We start from the raw sequence: 17,914 nt of genomic DNA, 5'->3' as shown, positions 1-17,914 counted from the left end.
TACATGGCAATGAACAGTGCCCTTGTGCGTGTGCCCGGCACCGGCGAGGTGTCGCTAGCTCCGCCGGACACCCCGGAACCGCCGGATGCCACGTCTCCGCTGGCGGCGGCCTGGACCGGCCTGGGGTTGTCCACGCCGGACGGCACCACGCTGGCCCGCAAGGTGGAGAAGGAAGGCACCGAGCACTGGCAGCAGCTCACTCCGGCCCGCTACATCTACAAGTCCCAGGAACTCACCGTGGCGTCGGTGTTCCAGGAGACCAAGGGCGAAGTCCTCTCCGCCTACTTCGGCGGGATGAAGTTCGCCGCTGTCGGCACCGGCACACCGACGAACTACCGCGCCGAGATCAGCTCGATCCCCAAGAGCGACGTCCGCGCGCTCTGCGTCGACTGGACCGACGTCGTTTCCGATGAGGAGATCTACAGCCACCGGCTCTACCTGCCGCGCGCGGAGGTCTCCGAGACCGAGGACGCGCAGTTCTCCCGCACCCAGGAAGCCCGCTGGGGCATGACGTTCTCCGCGCTGGCGCCGCCGAAGGGCAAGACTTACATCGCCGTCTGGCTGACCAACGACCCGGCCGTGCTCTTCGGTGCCCCGGCGGTGGCGACCGGCGCCCTCGACGTCATAACCGACGACCGGTCGCCGACGAAGTGACGGCTACTCGACGCCGAACCCTTCACCGAGCACTCGTCGACGAACTTCCTTCAAGACCGCTTCCTTCGTTGCCTCGTCGACAGCGGCCGGTCCCGCCTTGCTACCTGCGGCGACGATCACAGCCGCGACGTCATGGAGCTTCACGTTCGTGTGCTGCGACACCTCCCGCAGTCCCGTGAACGCTTGGTCGCCAGTCCAGCCGCGCAGCAGCATCAACATGCCTTTGGCCTGCTCGATCACCGGTTGTGACCGAAGGGCCTCACGCAACTGCTCCACTTCTACGGCCGGGTTCACCGGCTCCCCATCTGATCTCACCGGTCAATTCCACCCCACTCGGTGACGGACCGCATTCCCGGGTGAGCACCCGCACCGACGTAGGCCCAACTCGAAGGAGAACCCACAGCTATGGCGACTCGACAGCGCGCGGAAGCGATCGGCAAACCCGCCTCGACCGGCAACGACCTGGCCGTGACCTGGCGCGGCAAGCGGTTCACCCTGCCCAGCCCGGAGAAGTTCCCGCTCGAAGCACTCGAAGCCGAGGAAGAGGGCAAGCACCTCACCGCACTGAAGCTCATCCTCGGGACCGCCCAGTACGCCACCTGGCGCGGCCTGGCCGCTACGGCCGCCGACGCCGAGGACTTCTCGGCCGTGGTCATGAAGGAGCTGGGCCGGGGAAACCGGTAACGGTCGCCCTGCTCCTGGCCGACGAGGCGACCGCCGAAGCCCTCGAAACGGACCTGCTCCGGTACGGGGTCGACCTGCTCGACCTCTACCGGGGCAGCCTGTCCTACCGGCGCGTGTGCGCGCTGATCACCCACCTGCCCGACGACGCCGCCGTCTGGCGCACGCTGAACCCGCGCGGAGCTTGGACCCGCGCCGACCTGCTCGCTTCGGTCACCGAACGACGGATCACCGCCCTGTGGGCCACCGTCGCCGCAGCACTGGGTCACGAGCTCACCGACGCGCAGCTCGCCGACCCGATCGAGGCGATCACCGACCCCGCTCCGCCCGCCAGCACGGCCCCGGCCGGCACCGGCGAACCGGAACTGAAGTCCCTGCGCGAGATCGCGGTATGGATGCGTAACGGGTAGCACCCCTGGAACCGGGCGGGGGTGAGCGCCTGGTGACGACGGTCGGTCACGCCTACTTCAAGCTCCTGCCCAGCCTGCAAGGGCTCGGCCGCGAGATCCGCGACCAGGTCCGCCAGAACGAGGGCACCGCCCCGACGATCACGCTGTCGGCGCAGGTGCAGACGGCCCTGCTCAAGGAGCAGATCCGCGCCGCCGCCCGCGAGGGCAACGACAGCGCCGTGCGGCTGCTGGCCGAGCTGGACGCCGTCCCGGCGGAGACCCGGTTCCAGCGGCTCATGCGCGAGCTGTCGGGCAAGTCCGTCTCGATCAAGGCCGTGGCCGACAAGTCGATCGGCTCGACCGTGCGCGGCCTCGGCGCGCTGGACGACGGCCTGAACCGCACCACCGCGCAGTTCACCCGCATGACGCTGTCTGTGGGCGCGGCAGTGCTCAAGTACGGCGCGATGGCCGCCGCCGTGGGCCAGGCCGCGACGGTGCTCGGCGGCATCGGCTCGGCAGCGGCTACCGCCTCCGGCGCCCTGCTCGTCGTCCCTGCGGCCGGCCTCGCCGCTGCGGCGGCTATCGCCACGCTCAAGCTCGGCGTCTCCGGGTTCGCCGATGCCCTCAAGGAGAGCGACCCAGCCAAGTACGCGCAGGCCATCGCCGAGTTCCCGCCCGCGATGGCCGCCGCCGCGAACGCGGTCCGCGCCCTGCGTCCGGAACTGACCGGGCTGCGCCAGGACGTTCAGCAACGTCTGTTCGCTGGCCTGGCGGCGGAGATCACCGGTCTGGCCGGTACGTACCTCCCGCTGCTGCGCACCGAGCTGGGCGGCATCGCGGACGGCCTCAACGCCGGAGCGGGCGGCCTGGCCGCGTTCGCCCGCGAAGGCCGCACCGTCGACGACGTCCGCTCGATCCTGGACAGCACCGGGGTGTCCGTGCGGGCGGCCTCGGCCGGGGTGCAGCCATTCCTGCAAGCACTCCGGGACGTGGCGGCGGTCGGCGCGGAGTTCCTACCCGGGTTCGCCTCCGGGCTCGCCGACGGTGCCCAGCGCTTCGCGGACTTCATCTCCACCGCGCGCCAGACCGGACAGCTGCGCGAGTGGATCTCGGCCGGGCTCTCGGCCGTCGGTGACCTGGTCACGATCCTGCGCAACCTCGGCCAGATCGTGTTCTCGGTGTTCTCCGCCGCGAGCACCGGCGGTGACGGGTTGCTGTCCACACTGGTCGCGATCACGGGGCAGATCGCCGCGTTCGTCCAATCCGCGCAAGGCGCAACCGCGCTCGTGCAGATCTTCAGCGGCCTGCACGCTGTGAGCACGGGTCTGCTGCCGGTCCTGGTCGCGCTGGGCCAAGCCGTCGTCACCTCGATTGCTCCGGCGATCGCGCAGCTCGGCCCGATGATCGGGCAAGCCCTCAGCTCGTTGGCCCCGGCGCTGGCACCCCTGGGGCAGGTCCTCGCGGCGCTGGCACCCGTGGCCGGTGCCGCCGCGCATGCTCTGGCGGCGGTGCTGGTGCCGGCCGCGGGCGCGCTGGCGCCCATCGTGGCGTCCCTCGCCCCGGTGGTCGCCGATCTGGTCGGCCAGCTCGGCGGCGCACTCGGCGGCGCGATCACGACCCTGACGCCCGCGCTGGTGCAGCTGGCGCAGACGCTCGCTCCGCTGATCTCCGGATTCGGCGGCCTGCTCGTGCAGGCACTCGCGCTCGTCGCGCCCGTGCTCAGCGAGCTGATGACCGCCTTGTCGCCGCTGATCGGACAGCTCGGCGGCGCGCTGCTGCAAGCCCTCTCGGCTGTGCTGCCGGTGATCTCGGCCCTGTCCGGGCTGTTCACTTCGGTACTGCTCGCCGCGCTCAACGCGGTCATGCCCGTGCTCCCGGTGGTCGTGCAGGTAGTCCAGCAGCTCGCCGACGTCGTCGGTTCCGCCCTGCAGGCGGCGACGCCTGTCCTGACCCAGGTCGGGGCGCTGCTCGGGCAGATCGCCGGTCAGGTCCTGTCAGCGCTGCTGCCCGTGCTTCCGCCGCTCGCCTCGGCGTTCCTGTCGATCGTGACGGCGCTGCTACCGATCCTGCCGCCGATCTTGCAGCTGGTGTCCGCGCTGCTGCCGCCGCTGCTCGGGCTGATCACGTCCCTGCTGCCGATCATCGTGCAGGTGGCGGGGCTGTTCGCGTCGCTGGTGTCGGCGATCGCGCCGCTGATCACGCAGATCGCGCAGTTCCTGATCCCGATCATTCAGGCCCTGTTCGACTTCGTCCAGCCTATCTTCACGGCGATCGTCGCGGTCATTTCCGGTGCAATGCAAGCGATTCAAGGCGTGATCGATCTCGTCATGGGGCTGATCACCGGTGACTGGAACAAAGCCTGGTCCGGGATCAAGAACCTGCTCGGCGGGATCTGGCGCGCGATTTCCGGAGTCGTCTCCGATGGGATCGGCGGCCTGCTCTCGTGGTTCGCCAGCCTTCCCGGGCGCATCCTCGGCGCGCTCGGCAATCTCGGCGGGCTGCTGCTGGACGCGGGCCGCAGCATCATCCGCGGTCTGGTCGACGGCATCTCCGCCGGATTCGGCTGGGTTAAAGACAAACTCGGCCAGCTGACGAACTGGATAACCCAGTGGAAAGGGCCGCCCGCCCGGGACCGCGTGCTGCTCTCCGACAACGGCCGGTTGATCATGCGCGGTCTACTCGCCGGGCTGAACGACGGCGAACCCGAGATCCGCGACTACCTCTCCCGGTTCACGAAGTCGCTGCCTCTGGATGTGTCCGGATCGGTCTCGATGCAGCCCGGCGCGGTGGGTGCGAGCCGCAACGGGTCCGCGCTCGCCAGCGCAGACGAATCGGCCGGCCGGGGCGCAGACCTCGCGGCGGTCACCGAGGCGGTCACCGCCGGAGTCCTCGCCGCCTTGGACGGCGCACACATGACGGTCGACGGTGCCGGTATCGCACGGCTGGTGAACCGATCCAACGCACGAAAGGCACGGCGAGGCTGAATTGCCGTTCGACCCCGGAACCTGGTACCTCGGGTGGCTGGGAGAGCTTAGGGCTCTCCCAGTCCCCGAACCGGGTTTGACCACGACTGAGAAGCGCTTCGGCGGCATCCACGAATCACTCAACGGCTCCTGCACGGCGGACGTCACCGGATTCCGCACGGAGTACCGGTTCGGCTTCACCTACCTGGACGAGCCCGCATACCAGTGGCTGCGCGCGCTGTACCTGCGCCACATCCGCGGACCGCACTACCTGATCAACCCGCTGCGGCGGAATCTGCTGTCACCGCAGTGCAGCACGGGCTACATCCACGGGGTCCAAGACTACGGATGGCAAGCTGTCGGACCCGGCTACGACTACGTGCTGGACTATCCCGCAGTCGTCGCGCTCACGGGTAGTCGCACCTTCCGGATCACGAACGTCTCGTCCGCGCCGGGATACCTGATCCTGGACGGCAGCAAGAAGTTCGTCCCCGTGCTGGCGGGGGAACCGGTCACCTTCTCCGTCTACCTCAAGGCCGACGCCGCCCGCTCGGTCAACATGTACCTGGAGAAGATCGACAAGTTCGGAACTCCAGTCGCGGGCGGTCCGGTCCAGACCGTGAACGTCACAACGAACTGGCAGCGGTACACGCTGACCTACGCCCCGGACGCAGGTACAGCCGCAGTACGGCCTGGATTCGCGTTCACCGCAGCGCAGACCTACAACACGGCCTTTGCCGCCCCACAGGTCGAATACGGCCCAGCAGCAACGCCGTGGGACCTCGGCGGCGGCAGCACAAAAGTCCTGCTGGACCAGATCACCAGTACATCGCCGCAATTCCCGTTGTCCGACGTGACGGTCACTCTCTGGGAGGCGTAGTTGCAGAACCACGGCGGAGACGAGGCCGGCCGCGCCATCACCGACAACGAACGCCGGATCCGGTGGCGCTTCAACTGCGACTGGAACGGCAACGGCGGCTACGACCATCCGCTGAGCTTCCTCGCCGTCTCCGTGATCGAGGCCGAGGTTGATCGCGCCCTCAAGGGCTCAGCCCCGGAACCCATCATGCTCATCGAAGGATCCTCCGCCGCCGAACTGCGCGTCATCCTCGCCGGTCGAGACGAGACCACCGGCTTGGGGTACGACGCGATTTTCAGCCCGTACAACGGGTTCTCGCCGCTGTACACCAAACAGCAGATCGGCACGGAGTGCTACTTCGATATCGGGATCGATACCGCCTACGGAACGGTGTGGTACCCCCAGTTCGTCGGCAACATCACCACGATCGACGTCAACCGGGACAGTGGCGACGTACACATCACCGCACTGGACCGGGTGGAGAAACTACGCCGCCCCGTGGTACTTGCTCCGTGGGCGGTATCGGATTACTGGAACAACCTCGGCCGAGTCACCGCGCAGCAGGCCGACACCGCCTGTCTCATCGACAACTGCCTTCAGCAGTGCGACACGTCCTCCACGAAGTACCGGCCCGCCACCCGGGCCGAACTGAACGTCCCGGACGGCTCTCTTGACGGCGTAGGGGTGTTCGTGCCGGCCAATGGCGGGATCATTCCTACTGTCGGCTGGCTCGACAATGCGCAGGCCATCACCTACCCGCTCGACGGCGTCCCGATGTACCAGGCCAGCGCGCAGCCGCACCCGAACTCACCGGACCAGAGCAACCGACCAATGGCCCTGTCCGCGATGGGCGGCAACGGCGATGGCGATTACCTGAAGTACTGGGTGGCCAACCGCGACCTCACCCGCGCCGAAGGCTCGCACTTCCTCGGCCTCGTCCTCTCCACCGCATCCGGCTTCCCCAACGCGGGCTACCACGTGACCGCGCCGGACACGGTGCTGTACGAGTACCGGGCGGGCGGGAACTACGTGTTCCGAATTCACTTGCAGGCCAATCAGGTTTGGGTGGAGGTCTTCAACGAGAACACGAAGACCTCTTCGTCCACCGCGAAGGTCGCCGTCCCGTCGGGTCGGGACAGTGTCGAGGTCTACGCCACGGTCATGATCTCCCGGAACGACGGGATCAAGGCGTACATCCGGGCAGGCAACAACGCCACTGGATACAACAAGATCGGCCCCAACTTCGACCCGAACACCTACCCGTTCGACGCGCTTCAGGGTTTGCTGTTGGTGCGCCACCGCGTCGCCATGTTCGACATCTGCTACGCCTACCGGAACCTTTTCCAAGAAACTCTTGCTCCGGAGACGAGTCTGTGGCGTCAGGCGAAGTACGCCGCCGTACTGGACCGCGGAGCGAACACGCTCTCGTTCAACCCGGGCGTCAACGGCAAAGACGCATGGGACGTCATCACCGGACTGGCTGCCGCCGAGTTCGGCAGCGTCTTCTGGGACGAGTCCGGCGTCCTGCGCTTCTGGAACTACAACACGGTCAAGGCGAAGCAAGACCAGATCGTCCGAACCGTGTCGCTCGACACGCTGTCAGGACTGGAGATCACCAACTCTCTCGACTCGGTCCGCAACATCTACTCGGTTCAGGCATCGAAGCGCACCGCCAACGCGGGCCGCATCTACGAAGCACAAGCGGTCGACCAGTTCATCGTCCCCGGCTTCACCCGCAAAGACTTCATCCTGTACGTGGACGACGTCCAGTTCGCCGAGCCGCGCCGACTTCCGCGCCACACAACGATTCCGCTGGGAACGCCCACAGGGAATACCTTTCTTCAGTGGTCTAACGACTGGTCACACCACGGCTATGTCATGCAGTTGCTCTACCCCGAGGGTTGGCACGAACCCAACTTCGTGAACGCCGAACTGGACGTCTACGCGTTCTTCAACAACGACGGGATGCTTGTCCTGCGCGTCGATAACCCCTGGCAGGAGACGGCGCGCCTTGCCGTGGGCAACGGCGACGGCAGCGTGACCCAGAACGACAACCAGCCCGCCCTGCGGATCGACGGGACCCGGATCATCAAGGGCACCGATCAGGTGTTCCGCACCACGGACAAAGGTTCCGTCTCCAAGTACGGTCCCCGGAACTTCGAGGCACGGGGCGACTGGTACCAGCAGAACTACAACGACAAAGGACTTCTGAACGTCCTGCTTCCTCGGACCACGAAGCCAATCCCTACGACACAACAGATCTCGATGCCTGGCGACCCGCGACTTCAGCTCGCGGACACACTCCAGGTCGAGGACCCGGACGGACTCGGCTCCGGACTTCGGATGCAGATCTTCGGTATCAACCGCAAGGTCAGCCGAGACGGCGGGCTCGTCGACACGCTCAGCGTCGAGCTTCTTCGCCCGCCCGGCCTGGGCATCTGGGACTCGCCGCAGTACGGCCGTTGGGACCAAAGCCTGATTTGGAACTGAGGACTAGCCATGTCGAATGTCCCCATGACCGATGCCGTCGCGGGCAACGTCGCCTTGTCGGCCGAATACAACAAAGCACTCGCGAATATCCGCGACCTTGACGCCCGGCTTCAAGTCCTCGAAGGAGCCACGTCCAGTTCGCTCGGTCGCATCGCCGGATCGCGGCGGACCACGGGTGTCGGCCCCTCGGCCTTCACCACCGAAACCCTGCTCCAAGCCGTGACCTTCAACGCCCAGAACGGGCGTCGGTACCGCGTCACGATGGACTACCAGAACGTTGGTAGTGACACCAGCTACTTCGGTGTGTGGGGACGGTACGCCGCAGGAACGACCGTCACCAACACCGGAACCCAGTTCTACTACCGCGACACCTCGGCCGGATCACCAGGGAACTGGGAAGGCCCGAAAGTCATCACCGCCGAAGCTACGGGCCTACCCGCAGGCCAAGTGACCATCGGGTTCTTCGTCCGCCGCACCGGCGGCTCGGGAACCACCGACTTCCGCGCCGACACAGGACAGCCCGCGTTCGTCTGGGTCGACGACGTCGGCACCTGAACGACTCGAAGGGTGACCCGTGACGCCGGAATGGCTCACCGCATTGGCCGCGTTTCTCGGCCCCACAACCGGCATCCTGACCGGCTTCCTAGCTGCCCGCCGAGCTGTGCGCACCGCCCGCACCAACTCCGACCAGCAGGCCCTGACGGCGCTGCACAGCGGCTATCAAGCCTTGCTCGACGACCGGGCCACGCACACCCGCGACGTACTGGCGGAACTGACCGCCGTGAAAACGGAACTGATCGCCGTGCGCCAGGAGAACGCGCGGCTGCTACTCGAAGTCGGCGCCCTGCGCGCCCAACTCGGACACCCGCCCGAAGGACCTTCACCCCTTGACCGATTACGGAATTGACGTCTCGCACTGGAACGCAGTCACCGACTGGAGCGCGGTCCGGAGCAACGGCATCTCGTTCTGCTCGTTCAAGCTCACCGAGAGCACCACCTACACCGACACCACCAGCCCCGGCCGCATCCCCGCCGCCCGCGCTGCCGGGATCGTCCCCGGCGGATACCACTTCGCGCGGCCCGGCGACGTCGGCGGCCAGGTCGCACACTTCGCCGCGAACCTGCGCGCGGCCGGCCTTCTCGGCGGAGGCGCACTCGCCCCGATGCTCGACATGGAAGCCGCAGACCTGCGCCCCGCCGCAAACGGCTTCGTGGCCGACTTCATCGGCCGACTCCGCTCCGCGACCGGCATCCGCCGCGTGCTCGTCTACGCGAACCTCGACTGGTTCACCAATGTCCTGCGCCCCGGCGACTGGGCGGACCCAGACGTGCTGCTCTGGATCGCCCGCTACAACGGCGACCCCGGCCGCCCCGGCTGGTCGCACCCGCAGCTGGCGCTGCACCAGCACACGCAGCACGGCACCGTCCCCGGCGTCACGGGCAACGTCGACCGCAACGCCACCGTGGGTGGCTTCACCCTGGGACAGCTCACGCTGGACGGGACCGCGCCCACCCCACCGCCGAGCCCGGCACCGGCCCCCGCGCCGCCTGCCGCTGGAGGCGGTACCTACACCGTGCGATCCGGGGACACGCTCTCCGGGATCGCTACGAAGTTCGGGACCACCGTCGCCGCGCTCGCCGCGCTCAACTCGATCAGCAACCCGAACCTGATCTACGCCGGGCAGACGCTGCGGCTGTCCGCCTCGGGTGCCGGCCGCCGCTACCAGGTTCGCTACGGCGACACCCTCTCCGCGATCGCGGCCCGCTTCGGCACCACCGTGGCCGCGCTGTGCGCCCGGAACGGGATCACCAACCCGAACAAGATCCAGGCCGGTCAGTGGCTGTCGCTGCCGTAGGGACCGCCACGTCCGCCGATGCCGGCAGTGGCGGTCTCGTGCTGCTGCTGGCCTTGGCGGCCTACGCCGTCTGGAAGGCCGCTCGCGCGTTCGTCCGCGCCTACGAGGTGCTTGACCAGCTCCCACCCCGCCCCATCCGAGAAGAAGGAGAACCACCCCGCATGTCCCGTTACCCGCTGCGCGTCGCCGGATCGATCGTCGGAGCGCTGACCGCTGTCGTCTCCGGCCTGGTCGGATCCGGGCTGTTCACCGCCGACCAGGGCAACGCCGTCACCGGTATCATCACCGGCGTGATCACCCTGCTGGCGACCTTCGGTGTGGTCGTGTCCTCCGAGAAGAAGGTGACTCCGCTGGTCGACCCGCGCAACCGCCAGGGCGACCCGCTGGTGACCGCTTCGGCCAGCAAGCAGACCGAGCCGCAGGATTGGGGAACCTTCGATGCCTGAGACCACCCACCCCGTTCCACTGGACCCACGCTCCGCGCTGACCCCGGACGAACTGGCTGTCGTTCACGCTGCTGCTGATGACGCGCCGCCGTTCACCGACGGCCAGCGCGATGAGCTGCGGCAGATCTTCGGCCCGGCCGTCCACCGGATGCAGACCAGCACCCCGAGCTAGAACAGACAACAGCGGCCCCGGCACTCACCTGAGTGCCGGGGCCGCTTTCTGTCGTTCTGACTCGCTCAAGCCACGTCGGCCGACTGCTCCACGTCGTCTACACCCGGGATCGGTGCAGGCCGCCCCAGCCACGACAGCGTGATGTTGCGCGGGTTGAACGGAGCCCGACCGCCCGCCGTGGGCAGCAGCCGGGGCCGCACGACCGCGCGAAGGACGGCCCGCTTCTGGGTGACCGATAGCGTCTCCCACACTTCCGGGGCTTGCGGGCCGACCAGCTCGGCCACCACCGGAGAAACCCCGATCTGCCGGGCGCGCTCCTCGGCCGCCCTGATCTTCGGCAGAAGCTTCGCCTCAATCCGGGACAGCCGTTCCGGCGACAGCTCGCCGTCAGCGGCCTTGTCGGTGAAGCCGTCCAGCCGCGCCCGCAAGTCCTGCGCCGTCTGCACCGCCTCGGTCAGTTCTTTGGCTTGCCCGTCGTACTGGAAGAACTCGCGCGCGGCCTCGGAAGCCAGGCGGAGCAACACCAGCTCGACCACCACAGAGTCCGTCTTTGCCATGTTCCTGCTGAGGTGCCCGTTCTTGCACCGGTACGTTCGGTGCCTGCCGCACCGACCGCTGGTGACCGCTTCCTCGCACACACTGCACAGCAGGATGCCGGTCAGCAGGTACTTAACCCGCGTGCCGTCCTTCACCCCTCGACGCGACGGATCACCGAGCTTCGCCACGACCGCGTTGTGCTCTTCCTCGGTGATGATCGCGGGCCAACTGCCCTTACCGATCACCTTCCCCCTGAACACCCGCAGACCGGCCAGAGCCGGGTTCAACGCGATGTTGCGCACCTTCGAGGCGTTCCAGCTCCCGGGCAGCGGGTGCGCCCACTGGCCCTTGTTCATGTCCTTTGCCACTTGAGCCGCTGACTCAGTGCGCACCCGCACCAGGGCCTCATACGCCGATTCGAGCTGTTCGGGCAGCAGGCTGGCGGTGAACTTGGCCCAACCCTCCGCGTCCTGCGACACGGCGTAGAGCTTGCGCACGTGATCGGCCCGCCACACGCTCGCCCGCGCACACGGCACCCCGCGCCGTTCCAGGTCGGCGGCGAGGGCCGTCTCGTTGCCGGTCTCGGTCAGGGTGAGGACGATTTCCCGGGCGTACTCGCGCGTGGTCTCGTCGACCTCACGGCCAGCCTCGCCGGTATCCCGGTCGTAGAAGATCCGGTAGCCGTAGGACAGCGGCCCGGCCCACAACCCTTCCATCGCGCGTGCCTCGACGCCACGGAGAACGCGTTTGCGCAGCTTCTCGGACTCCCGCTCCGCGTCCACCGCATCCTCTGCGGTGTCCACCCGGTCGTCCGGGTCGTTCATGTCATACAGCCGGTCGTCATAGGCCCAGTAGCCTCCGACGTCGACCAGGATCTTGCGCAGCCGGACGAACACGTCCAGTTCCCGCTGTGCCCGGCTGTTCTCCCAGGTCCACAGACAGTTGGCCGCTCCGGTCGCCAGCAAGCGCAACGCCTCTTCGTAGTCTCCGCGTGCCTCGGTCGCGTACCGGGACGCGGACAGGTCGTTGTCCACCAGAACCGCCACCACGACGGCCCCGACCCGCTCACACCACTTCCGGCCCTGCGCGATCTGCGAGGCAACCGAGATCTTGCGGCCCTTGCCGTCCTTCGAGGCACGCGCGTAGATGACCACCCGAAGCTGCGGAACCTCACCCGCAGCGGACTTCATCAGCCGACGTGTCAGAGCCTTACCCACGAACAAACCCCCAGCGGATAGCCGGGTTCCGGTCACCGTTGGACCTTGGACTGTGCGTGCCCACTCTAGTCGACAAACTGCACTTCAGAGGCCATACCGACGTGCTGAGACCTCCGAGCGCAGCCGCGCAGGCCATTGCCGTGACGTTAGAATCGTCTTGCAGGACCTGGACCTGCGTTCCCGCAGGTCCAGGCCACTTTTTCGGTGCTACCGTGATCATGGTTTAGGAACGTAAGTTGCAAGGCAGCAAAGGCGAGTTAGAACACGCCTTACCACTCACGAGGCTTTTCACGCTTTCACAGTGCGGCGGCGTGAAATTCCGCCGCTGTGATGGAACTTCTGCCGCTCCGGGGCCGCGGTTAGCGTCGATCGGGTTCTCCCCTTCCCCTTCGCGTTTTCCCAAGGAGCGTCATGAGATTGCCCCAACGGTTCGCCGCGCTCGGCGGCGCGACGGCGGCGGGCATGGTGGTGGTCGGCATCGCCGTCGCCGCGCCCGCGCAGCCCGCCCCCGAACCCCCGCCGTCCGCCGCGCAGGCCCAAGCCAACGCCGCCGGTGCCGCCGCGGGCCTGGTCGCCGCCCGGCCCGCCGCCCTCCACGCCGGGAAGCACGACAAGTTCGTCCAGCGGGACGTGCGGTCGGCGGCCGGGCTGTCGTACGTCGTCTACGACCGCACCTACGACGGCCTGCCGGTGATCGGCGGCGACCTGGTCATCGCCACCGACTCCGCCGGCACGGTCAAGACCACCTCGGTCGCGCAGCAGCAGGCACTCGGCGACCTCGACGTCCACGGCGCGAAGCTGACCGCCGCGCAGGCCGATGCCGTGGCCCGCAAGCAGGTCCGCGGGCCGAAGCCCCTGCCCGGCGGCACGCTCGTCGTGGTCACCGAGGGCGCCGGGCGGCTCGCCTACGAGAGCAACGTCGAGGGCACCGACGAACACGGTGAGCCGAGCAGCCTGAGCGTCTACGTCGACGCCGTGGACGGGCGCGTGCTGCGGACCGTCCAGCACGTCGCCGCGGGCACCGGCACCGGGAAGTGGAACGGCCCGGCGCCGCTGCCGCTGAACACGACGAAGTCCGGCAGCACGTACGCGATGGCGGACCCGGCCACGCCGAACCTCGACTGCCGCAGCTACAGCAGCGACTCCGTCCTGACCGGACCGGACGACAGCTGGGGCAACGGCAACGGCACGAACATCGAGACCGGCTGCGCGGACGCGCTGTTCGTCGCGCAGACCGAGAAGAAGATGCTCTCGGAATGGGTGGGCCGCAACGGGTTCACCGGCAACGGCGGCGCGTGGAAGATCCGCGTCGGGCTCGACGACGAGAACGCGTACTACTACAACTCGCGACCCGCATACGTGAACCTCGGCCACAACCCGAGCGGTGAGTGGGTCGGCTCGCTCGACATCCTCGGCCACGAGATGGGCCACGGCGTCGACGACTACTCCGGGTCCGGCGGCTTCTCCGGCGGCGGCACGCAGGAGTTCATCGCGGACACGTTCGGCACGGCGACGGAGTTCTACGCGAACGAGCCGTCCCAGTACGACCCGCCGGACTACGCGATCGGTGAAGAGGTCAACCTGGTCGGCACCGGCGCGATCCGGTACATGTACGACCCGTCGAAGGTCGGCGACCCGAACTGCTACTCCAGTTCGACGCCGAACGCCGAGGTGCACAAGGCGGCCGGGCCCGGCGACCACTGGTTCTACCTGCTCGCCGAAGGCAGCAACCCGACGAACGGCCAGCCGGCGAGCTCGACGTGCAACAACAGCACGGTCGCGGGCATCGGCATCCGCAAGGCGATCAACATCATGCACGGCGCGCTGCAGCTGAAGACGTCCGGCAGTTCGTACCTGCGCTACCGGACGTGGACGCTCCAGGCCGCGAAGAACCTGTACCCGGACAGCTGCGCCGAATTCGACGCCGTGAAGGCGGCGTGGAACGCGGTGAGCGTCCCGGCGCAGTCCGGGGACCCGACGTGCACTCCCGCGCCGCCGACCACCACGACGACCCCGCCCACGACCACCACGCCGCCGACCACCACGCCCCCGGGCGGGTGCAGCGGCCAGCCGGTGCAGAACCCGGGCTTCGAGTCCGGCCAGGCGTCCTGGACCGACCCGAACACGACGATCGGTCAATGGGGCAGCCAGGCGCCGGCGCGCTCGGGCAGCTACGACTCCTGGCTCGGCGGCTGGGGTTCGGCGCACACGGACACGCTCTCGCAGCCGGTCACCATCCCCGCCGGCTGCCACGCGAGCCTGACGTTCTGGCTGCGCGTGTGGACGGCGGAGACCGAGAACGTCGCCTACGACAAGCTCGTCGTGTCCGCGGGCACGACGACGCTGGCGACGTACTCGAACCTCGACCGCACCTCCGCCTACGTCCAGAAGACGCTCGACCTGTCCGCCTACGCGGGCCAGACGGTCACGCTGAAGTTCGCCGGGACCGAGGACCAGTCGCTGCAGACGTCGTTCGCCGTGGACGACACCGGGGTCGCGCTGAGCTGACCCCACGCGGGCCTGCCACCTACTTTGGTGGCAGGCCCTCGTTGCGCCGGCCGCGTCCGGTACTCATGCTTACCCGGATGGAGGCGTTCCCCGCGGAGGTCGCCGCGTCGGTCCGGGAAGGACCGTTCGCCGTGGCCTTCGACCTGGCGATCCGGCACCGCGGCCTGAGCCTGGAGGCGCTGCAGCGCCGGATGGCGATCCGGGGCGCCCAGGTCAGCCTGGCCACGCTCAGCTACTGGCGCCGGGGACGGCGGCACCCGGAAGGCCGGCGCTCGCTGCACGCGGTCGGCGTCGCCGAAAGCTGCCTCGGCCTGCCCGCGGACGCGCTGACCAGCCTGGTGACGCGGCCGCGGGTGCGCCGGGCGGAGCCGTGGCCCGGCGGGGTCAGCCTGGCCAGCGCGCTCGGCTCCGCGCCGACGGACCTGGCGGCCTGCGACGGCATCGACCTCGACGGCAACGCCCGGCTGGCCCTGGTGTCGGTGCACCAGCGGGCGACGCTGGGCGCGGACCGCACCGAGCGGTCGGTGCGCACCGAACTGGTGGTGACCAGCCGCGCCGACGGCGTCGACCGCTGGGTGTCGTTCTTCCGCCCCCAGACCGGCGGCGGGCACCGGCCGGTGCTGCGGTCGGCGCATTGCTGCCGCCCGGGCCGGGTCCGCCGCGACCCGGCGTCCGAACTGGTGGCCTGCGAGCTGCGCTTCGACTACCCGCTGCGGGCGGGCGAGACGTACGTGTTCGACTTCGAGTTCGCCTACGACGGCGTGCCGCCGGAGACGAACTACCTGCAGTTCGGCGTCCGGGCCCCGGCCCGCCAGATCGTGCTGCAGGCGTGCTTCGACCCGGCGGCGGTGCCGGTGCGGTGCTACCGGTACGCCGGGGAGGCGGCTCCCCGGCCGGAACTGCCGGTGGGGCCCAGCGCCACCAGCCACATCGCGGTGCTGGACGCCCGGCCGGGGGTCTACGGGATGTGCTGGGAGTGGGACTGAGCGATCTCGTAGTCGGCTTCGCGGAACGCACCCACCTGCGACCGCAGCCGGCCCGTCGAGAACGGCCAGCTGAAACTGTTGCGCCCGTTGACGTCGGTGTAGTAGCTCGAACAGCCGCCGGACTGGTACACCGTGCCCGGCAGCGCCGCCTGGACCCGGTCGTTGAACGCCGCCTGCGCCGCCGGGCGGACCGACAGCACCGTCCCCGCTTCGCGCAGTGTCCGGGTCACCGCCGCCACCGTGTGCCGCAGCTGGGCCTCCAGGATCATGAACGCCGACGAGTGCCCGGTGCCGAGGCTGGGGCCGAGCAGCAGGTACAGGTTCGGGAAGCCGGCCACGGTCGTGCCCGCGTACGCCTGCGGGCTGCCCTTCCAGTGGTCGTCGAGGCTGCGGCCGGCGGCGTCGAACACCCGGGCCGACACCGGCATGTCGAGGATGTGGAAGCCGGTGCCGAAGATGATCGCGTCGACCTCGGCGTCCGAACCGTCCGCGCCGAGCACGCGCGACCCCTCGACCGAACGGACCGCGGTCGGATGAACGTCCACATGGGACTGCGTCAGGGACCGGTAGTAGGTGTTCGACATGAGCAGGCGCTTGCAGCCTAGCGTGTAGTCCGGGGTGAGTGCCTTGCGCAGCACCGGATCCCGCACGGTCAGGCGCAGGTGGGCGAGCCCGATCCGCTGCACCTGCCGCAGCAGCCACGGGTGCCGGAAGCCGAAGCCGAGCGTCTCCATCGCGCCGTATTCCGCGCTGCGCAGCGCCCGCCGCAGCGCCGGGAACCGCCGCAGCAGGAACCGTTCGACGCCCGGGACGGGGTGGTCCGGCTTCGGCAGCACCCACTGCGCCGTGCGCTGGAACAGGTGCAGCCGGGCGACCCGCGGCACGATCTCGGGCACGAACTGGACCGCGGACGCGCCGGTGCCGATCACCGCGACCCGCTTGCCCGTCAGGTCGTAGCCGTGGTTCCAGCGCGCGGAGTGGAACACCTCGCCGGGGAAGCCGCCGAGGCCGGGCAGGTCCGGGATCAGCGGTTCGTGCCAGGGACCGGTACCGGCGACCAGGACCCGGGCGCGGTAGGGACCCCGTGACGTCTCCAGCTCCCACCGCGCGTCCCGCTCGTTCCACTGGGCGCGCGTCACCTCGACGCCGTAGCGGATCTTTCCGGTGACGCCGAAGCGTTCGGCCGTGTCGCGCAGGTAGGCCCGGATCTCGGCCTGGCCGGCGAAGGCGCGCGTCCACTCCGGATTGGGGGCGAAGGAGTAGGAGTACAGCGCGGACGGGACGTCGCACGCGCAGCCGGGGTAGGTGTTGTCGCGCCAGGTACCGCCGAGCGTGTCCGCCTTTTCGAGGACGGCGAGGTCGCTGACCCCGGCCTGCCCGAGGCGGATGGCGGCGCCCAGCCCCGAGGCCCCGGCTCCGACGACGAGGACCGCGAAGTCACGTTGTTCCATTTTCCGGAGACTAACAGTATCCGAATACTATCGGTACCCCGATTCCGGACCTCGCTAGAGTGCCCGCATGCCCCGACTCACCCGCGCGGAAAGCCAGGCCCGCACCCGCGAGCAGCTCGTCGAGACCGCGAAGCTGCTCTTCCTGCGCGACGGCTACTCGGTGACGTCGCTGGAGAAGGTCGCCGACGAGGCGGGGTACTCGAAGGGCGCGGTGTACTCGAACTTCCGCAGCAAGGACGAGCTCTGCCTGGCGGTGCTCGACCGGATCCACGACGAGCAGGTCGCGCTGGTCGCCGAGGCGCTGGCCGGCGCCGAAGGCGTCGAGGGGCTGCTCGCGGCGTTCCAGACCTGGGCCGAGCGGAGCATCGGCGACGAGGCGTGGACGGCGCTGGAGGTCGAGTTCGCCACGAACGCCCGGCGCGACCCGCACGTGCGGGCGGAGCTGGCCGCGCGGGACAAGGCCATCCGCGACACGATCGCCGGCCTGCTCACCGGGTACGCCGAGCGGTTCGGGATCACCCTCCCGATGTCGGCCGACGACGCCGCGACGGCGCTGCTGTCCCTGGGCATCGGGCTCGGCGTCCAGCGGGCGATCGACCCGACGATCCCGGTGTCCGTGCTGCCCGCCGTCATCCGCCTGTTCGCCGGGGGCCGCTGACCGTCCTCTGAGGACCCCGCCACGGTGGTCTGGACCGTTCACGAACA

Annotated in this window: 17 protein-coding genes; 14 read left to right on the top strand and 3 right to left on the bottom strand. The window is 68.8% G+C overall.

Features of this window, described 5'->3' with window-relative positions; translation table 11 throughout:
* Positions 1 to 24: 24 nt before the first annotated feature.
* Positions 25 to 654 carry a hypothetical protein gene (locus AB0M93_RS37520; protein ID WP_364283160.1) on the top strand — a complete coding sequence of 210 codons (630 nt, stop codon included), beginning with the start codon at positions 25 to 27 and terminating at the stop codon, positions 652 to 654.
* Positions 655 to 657: 3 nt separating this feature from the next.
* On the opposite strand, the gene AB0M93_RS37515 is transcribed toward AB0M93_RS37520, so the two are convergent.
* Positions 658 to 948, bottom strand: a complete 291-nt coding sequence (locus AB0M93_RS37515; protein ID WP_364283158.1) for an ANTAR domain-containing protein — start codon at positions 946 to 948, stop codon at positions 658 to 660.
* Positions 949 to 1,059: 111 nt separating this feature from the next.
* On the opposite strand from AB0M93_RS37515, the gene AB0M93_RS37510 reads away from it, so the two are divergent.
* From AB0M93_RS37510 to AB0M93_RS37465, 10 genes are all read left to right on the top strand, one after another.
* Complete coding sequence (locus tag AB0M93_RS37510; protein ID WP_364283155.1) at positions 1,060 to 1,338, top strand: hypothetical protein; 279 nt, start codon at positions 1,060 to 1,062, stop codon at positions 1,336 to 1,338.
* Between the two features lie 113 nt (positions 1,339 to 1,451).
* Entirely contained in the window at positions 1,452 to 1,745 is a 294-nt protein-coding gene (locus AB0M93_RS37505; RefSeq protein ID WP_364283152.1) for a hypothetical protein, read from the top strand.
* Positions 1,746 to 1,777: 32 nt separating this feature from the next.
* Entirely contained in the window at positions 1,778 to 4,708 is a 2,931-nt protein-coding gene (locus AB0M93_RS37500; RefSeq protein WP_364283149.1) for a hypothetical protein, read from the top strand.
* A gap of 76 nt (positions 4,709 to 4,784) precedes the next feature.
* Entirely contained in the window at positions 4,785 to 5,567 is a 783-nt protein-coding gene (locus tag AB0M93_RS37495) for a hypothetical protein (RefSeq protein ID WP_364283147.1), read from the top strand.
* Positions 5,568 to 8,036 (top strand): hypothetical protein, encoded by a 2,469-nt coding sequence (locus AB0M93_RS37490; RefSeq protein WP_364283144.1) that lies wholly within the window; start codon positions 5,568 to 5,570, stop codon positions 8,034 to 8,036. It abuts the gene before it with no gap.
* Positions 8,037 to 8,060: 24 nt separating this feature from the next.
* Entirely contained in the window at positions 8,061 to 8,591 is a 531-nt protein-coding gene (locus tag AB0M93_RS37485; protein ID WP_364283141.1) for a hypothetical protein, read from the top strand.
* A gap of 19 nt (positions 8,592 to 8,610) precedes the next feature.
* On the top strand, positions 8,611 to 8,943 hold the full coding sequence (locus AB0M93_RS37480; protein WP_364283139.1) for a hypothetical protein: 333 nt from the start codon (positions 8,611 to 8,613) through the stop codon (positions 8,941 to 8,943).
* The gene (locus tag AB0M93_RS37475; RefSeq protein ID WP_364283136.1) at positions 8,924 to 9,892 is read left to right on the top strand and encodes a LysM peptidoglycan-binding domain-containing protein; all 969 of its coding nucleotides are present in this window, start codon (positions 8,924 to 8,926) and stop codon (positions 9,890 to 9,892) included. The genes AB0M93_RS37480 and AB0M93_RS37475 overlap by 20 nt, the downstream gene beginning before the upstream one ends.
* A gap of 38 nt (positions 9,893 to 9,930) precedes the next feature.
* On the top strand, positions 9,931 to 10,338 hold the full coding sequence (locus tag AB0M93_RS37470) for a hypothetical protein (RefSeq protein ID WP_364283134.1): 408 nt from the start codon (positions 9,931 to 9,933) through the stop codon (positions 10,336 to 10,338).
* The gene (locus AB0M93_RS37465; protein WP_364283131.1) at positions 10,331 to 10,510 is read left to right on the top strand and encodes a hypothetical protein; all 180 of its coding nucleotides are present in this window, start codon (positions 10,331 to 10,333) and stop codon (positions 10,508 to 10,510) included. The genes AB0M93_RS37470 and AB0M93_RS37465 overlap by 8 nt, the downstream gene beginning before the upstream one ends.
* A gap of 65 nt (positions 10,511 to 10,575) precedes the next feature.
* On the opposite strand, the gene AB0M93_RS37460 is transcribed toward AB0M93_RS37465, so the two are convergent.
* Positions 10,576 to 12,237 carry a recombinase family protein gene (locus AB0M93_RS37460; RefSeq protein ID WP_364283128.1) on the bottom strand — a complete coding sequence of 554 codons (1,662 nt, stop codon included), beginning with the start codon at positions 12,235 to 12,237 and terminating at the stop codon, positions 10,576 to 10,578.
* A gap of 438 nt (positions 12,238 to 12,675) precedes the next feature.
* Here AB0M93_RS37460 and AB0M93_RS37455 point away from each other — a divergent pair, with 438 nt between their 5' ends.
* Together AB0M93_RS37455 and AB0M93_RS37450 are read left to right on the top strand one after the other, a co-directional pair.
* A complete protein-coding gene (locus tag AB0M93_RS37455; RefSeq protein WP_364283125.1) occupies positions 12,676 to 14,772 on the top strand; it encodes a M4 family metallopeptidase in 2,097 nt (698 codons plus the stop codon).
* Between the two features lie 77 nt (positions 14,773 to 14,849).
* Positions 14,850 to 15,758, top strand: a complete 909-nt coding sequence (locus AB0M93_RS37450; protein WP_364283123.1) for a hypothetical protein — start codon at positions 14,850 to 14,852, stop codon at positions 15,756 to 15,758.
* Here AB0M93_RS37450 and AB0M93_RS37445 read toward each other — a convergent pair.
* Entirely contained in the window at positions 15,731 to 17,209 is a 1,479-nt protein-coding gene (locus tag AB0M93_RS37445; RefSeq protein ID WP_364283120.1) for an NAD(P)/FAD-dependent oxidoreductase, read from the bottom strand. The genes AB0M93_RS37450 and AB0M93_RS37445 overlap by 28 nt on opposite strands.
* 67 nt (positions 17,210 to 17,276) lie before the next feature.
* On the opposite strand from AB0M93_RS37445, the gene AB0M93_RS37440 reads away from it, so the two are divergent.
* Complete coding sequence (locus AB0M93_RS37440) at positions 17,277 to 17,867, top strand: TetR/AcrR family transcriptional regulator (RefSeq protein WP_364283117.1); 591 nt, start codon at positions 17,277 to 17,279, stop codon at positions 17,865 to 17,867.
* The last annotated feature ends 47 nt before the right edge of the window (positions 17,868 to 17,914 follow it).

Origin of the sequence: Amycolatopsis sp. NPDC051102 (assembly GCF_040682815.1) — a bacterium.
Lineage (GTDB): Bacteria > Actinomycetota > Actinomycetes > Mycobacteriales > Pseudonocardiaceae > Amycolatopsis.
This window is presented reverse-complemented; position numbering and strand designations above follow the sequence as displayed.

What these genes read in the sequence shown, in the direction of transcription:
- AB0M93_RS37440 (WP_364283117.1), top strand. Translation starts at nt 17,277, where the DNA reads ATGCCCCGACTCACCCGCGCGGAAAGCCAGGCCCGCACCCGCGAGCAG.
- AB0M93_RS37460 (WP_364283128.1), bottom strand. Translation starts at nt 12,237, where the DNA reads ATGAAGTCCGCTGCGGGTGAGGTTCCGCAGCTTCGGGTGGTCATCTAC.
- AB0M93_RS37465 (WP_364283131.1), top strand. Translation starts at nt 10,331, where the DNA reads ATGCCTGAGACCACCCACCCCGTTCCACTGGACCCACGCTCCGCGCTG.
- AB0M93_RS37445 (WP_364283120.1), bottom strand. Translation starts at nt 17,209, where the DNA reads ATGGAACAACGTGACTTCGCGGTCCTCGTCGTCGGAGCCGGGGCCTCG.
- AB0M93_RS37450 (WP_364283123.1), top strand. Translation starts at nt 14,850, where the DNA reads ATGGAGGCGTTCCCCGCGGAGGTCGCCGCGTCGGTCCGGGAAGGACCG.
- AB0M93_RS37455 (WP_364283125.1), top strand. Translation starts at nt 12,676, where the DNA reads ATGAGATTGCCCCAACGGTTCGCCGCGCTCGGCGGCGCGACGGCGGCG.
- AB0M93_RS37510 (WP_364283155.1), top strand. Translation starts at nt 1,060, where the DNA reads ATGGCGACTCGACAGCGCGCGGAAGCGATCGGCAAACCCGCCTCGACC.
- AB0M93_RS37485 (WP_364283141.1), top strand. Translation starts at nt 8,061, where the DNA reads ATGACCGATGCCGTCGCGGGCAACGTCGCCTTGTCGGCCGAATACAAC.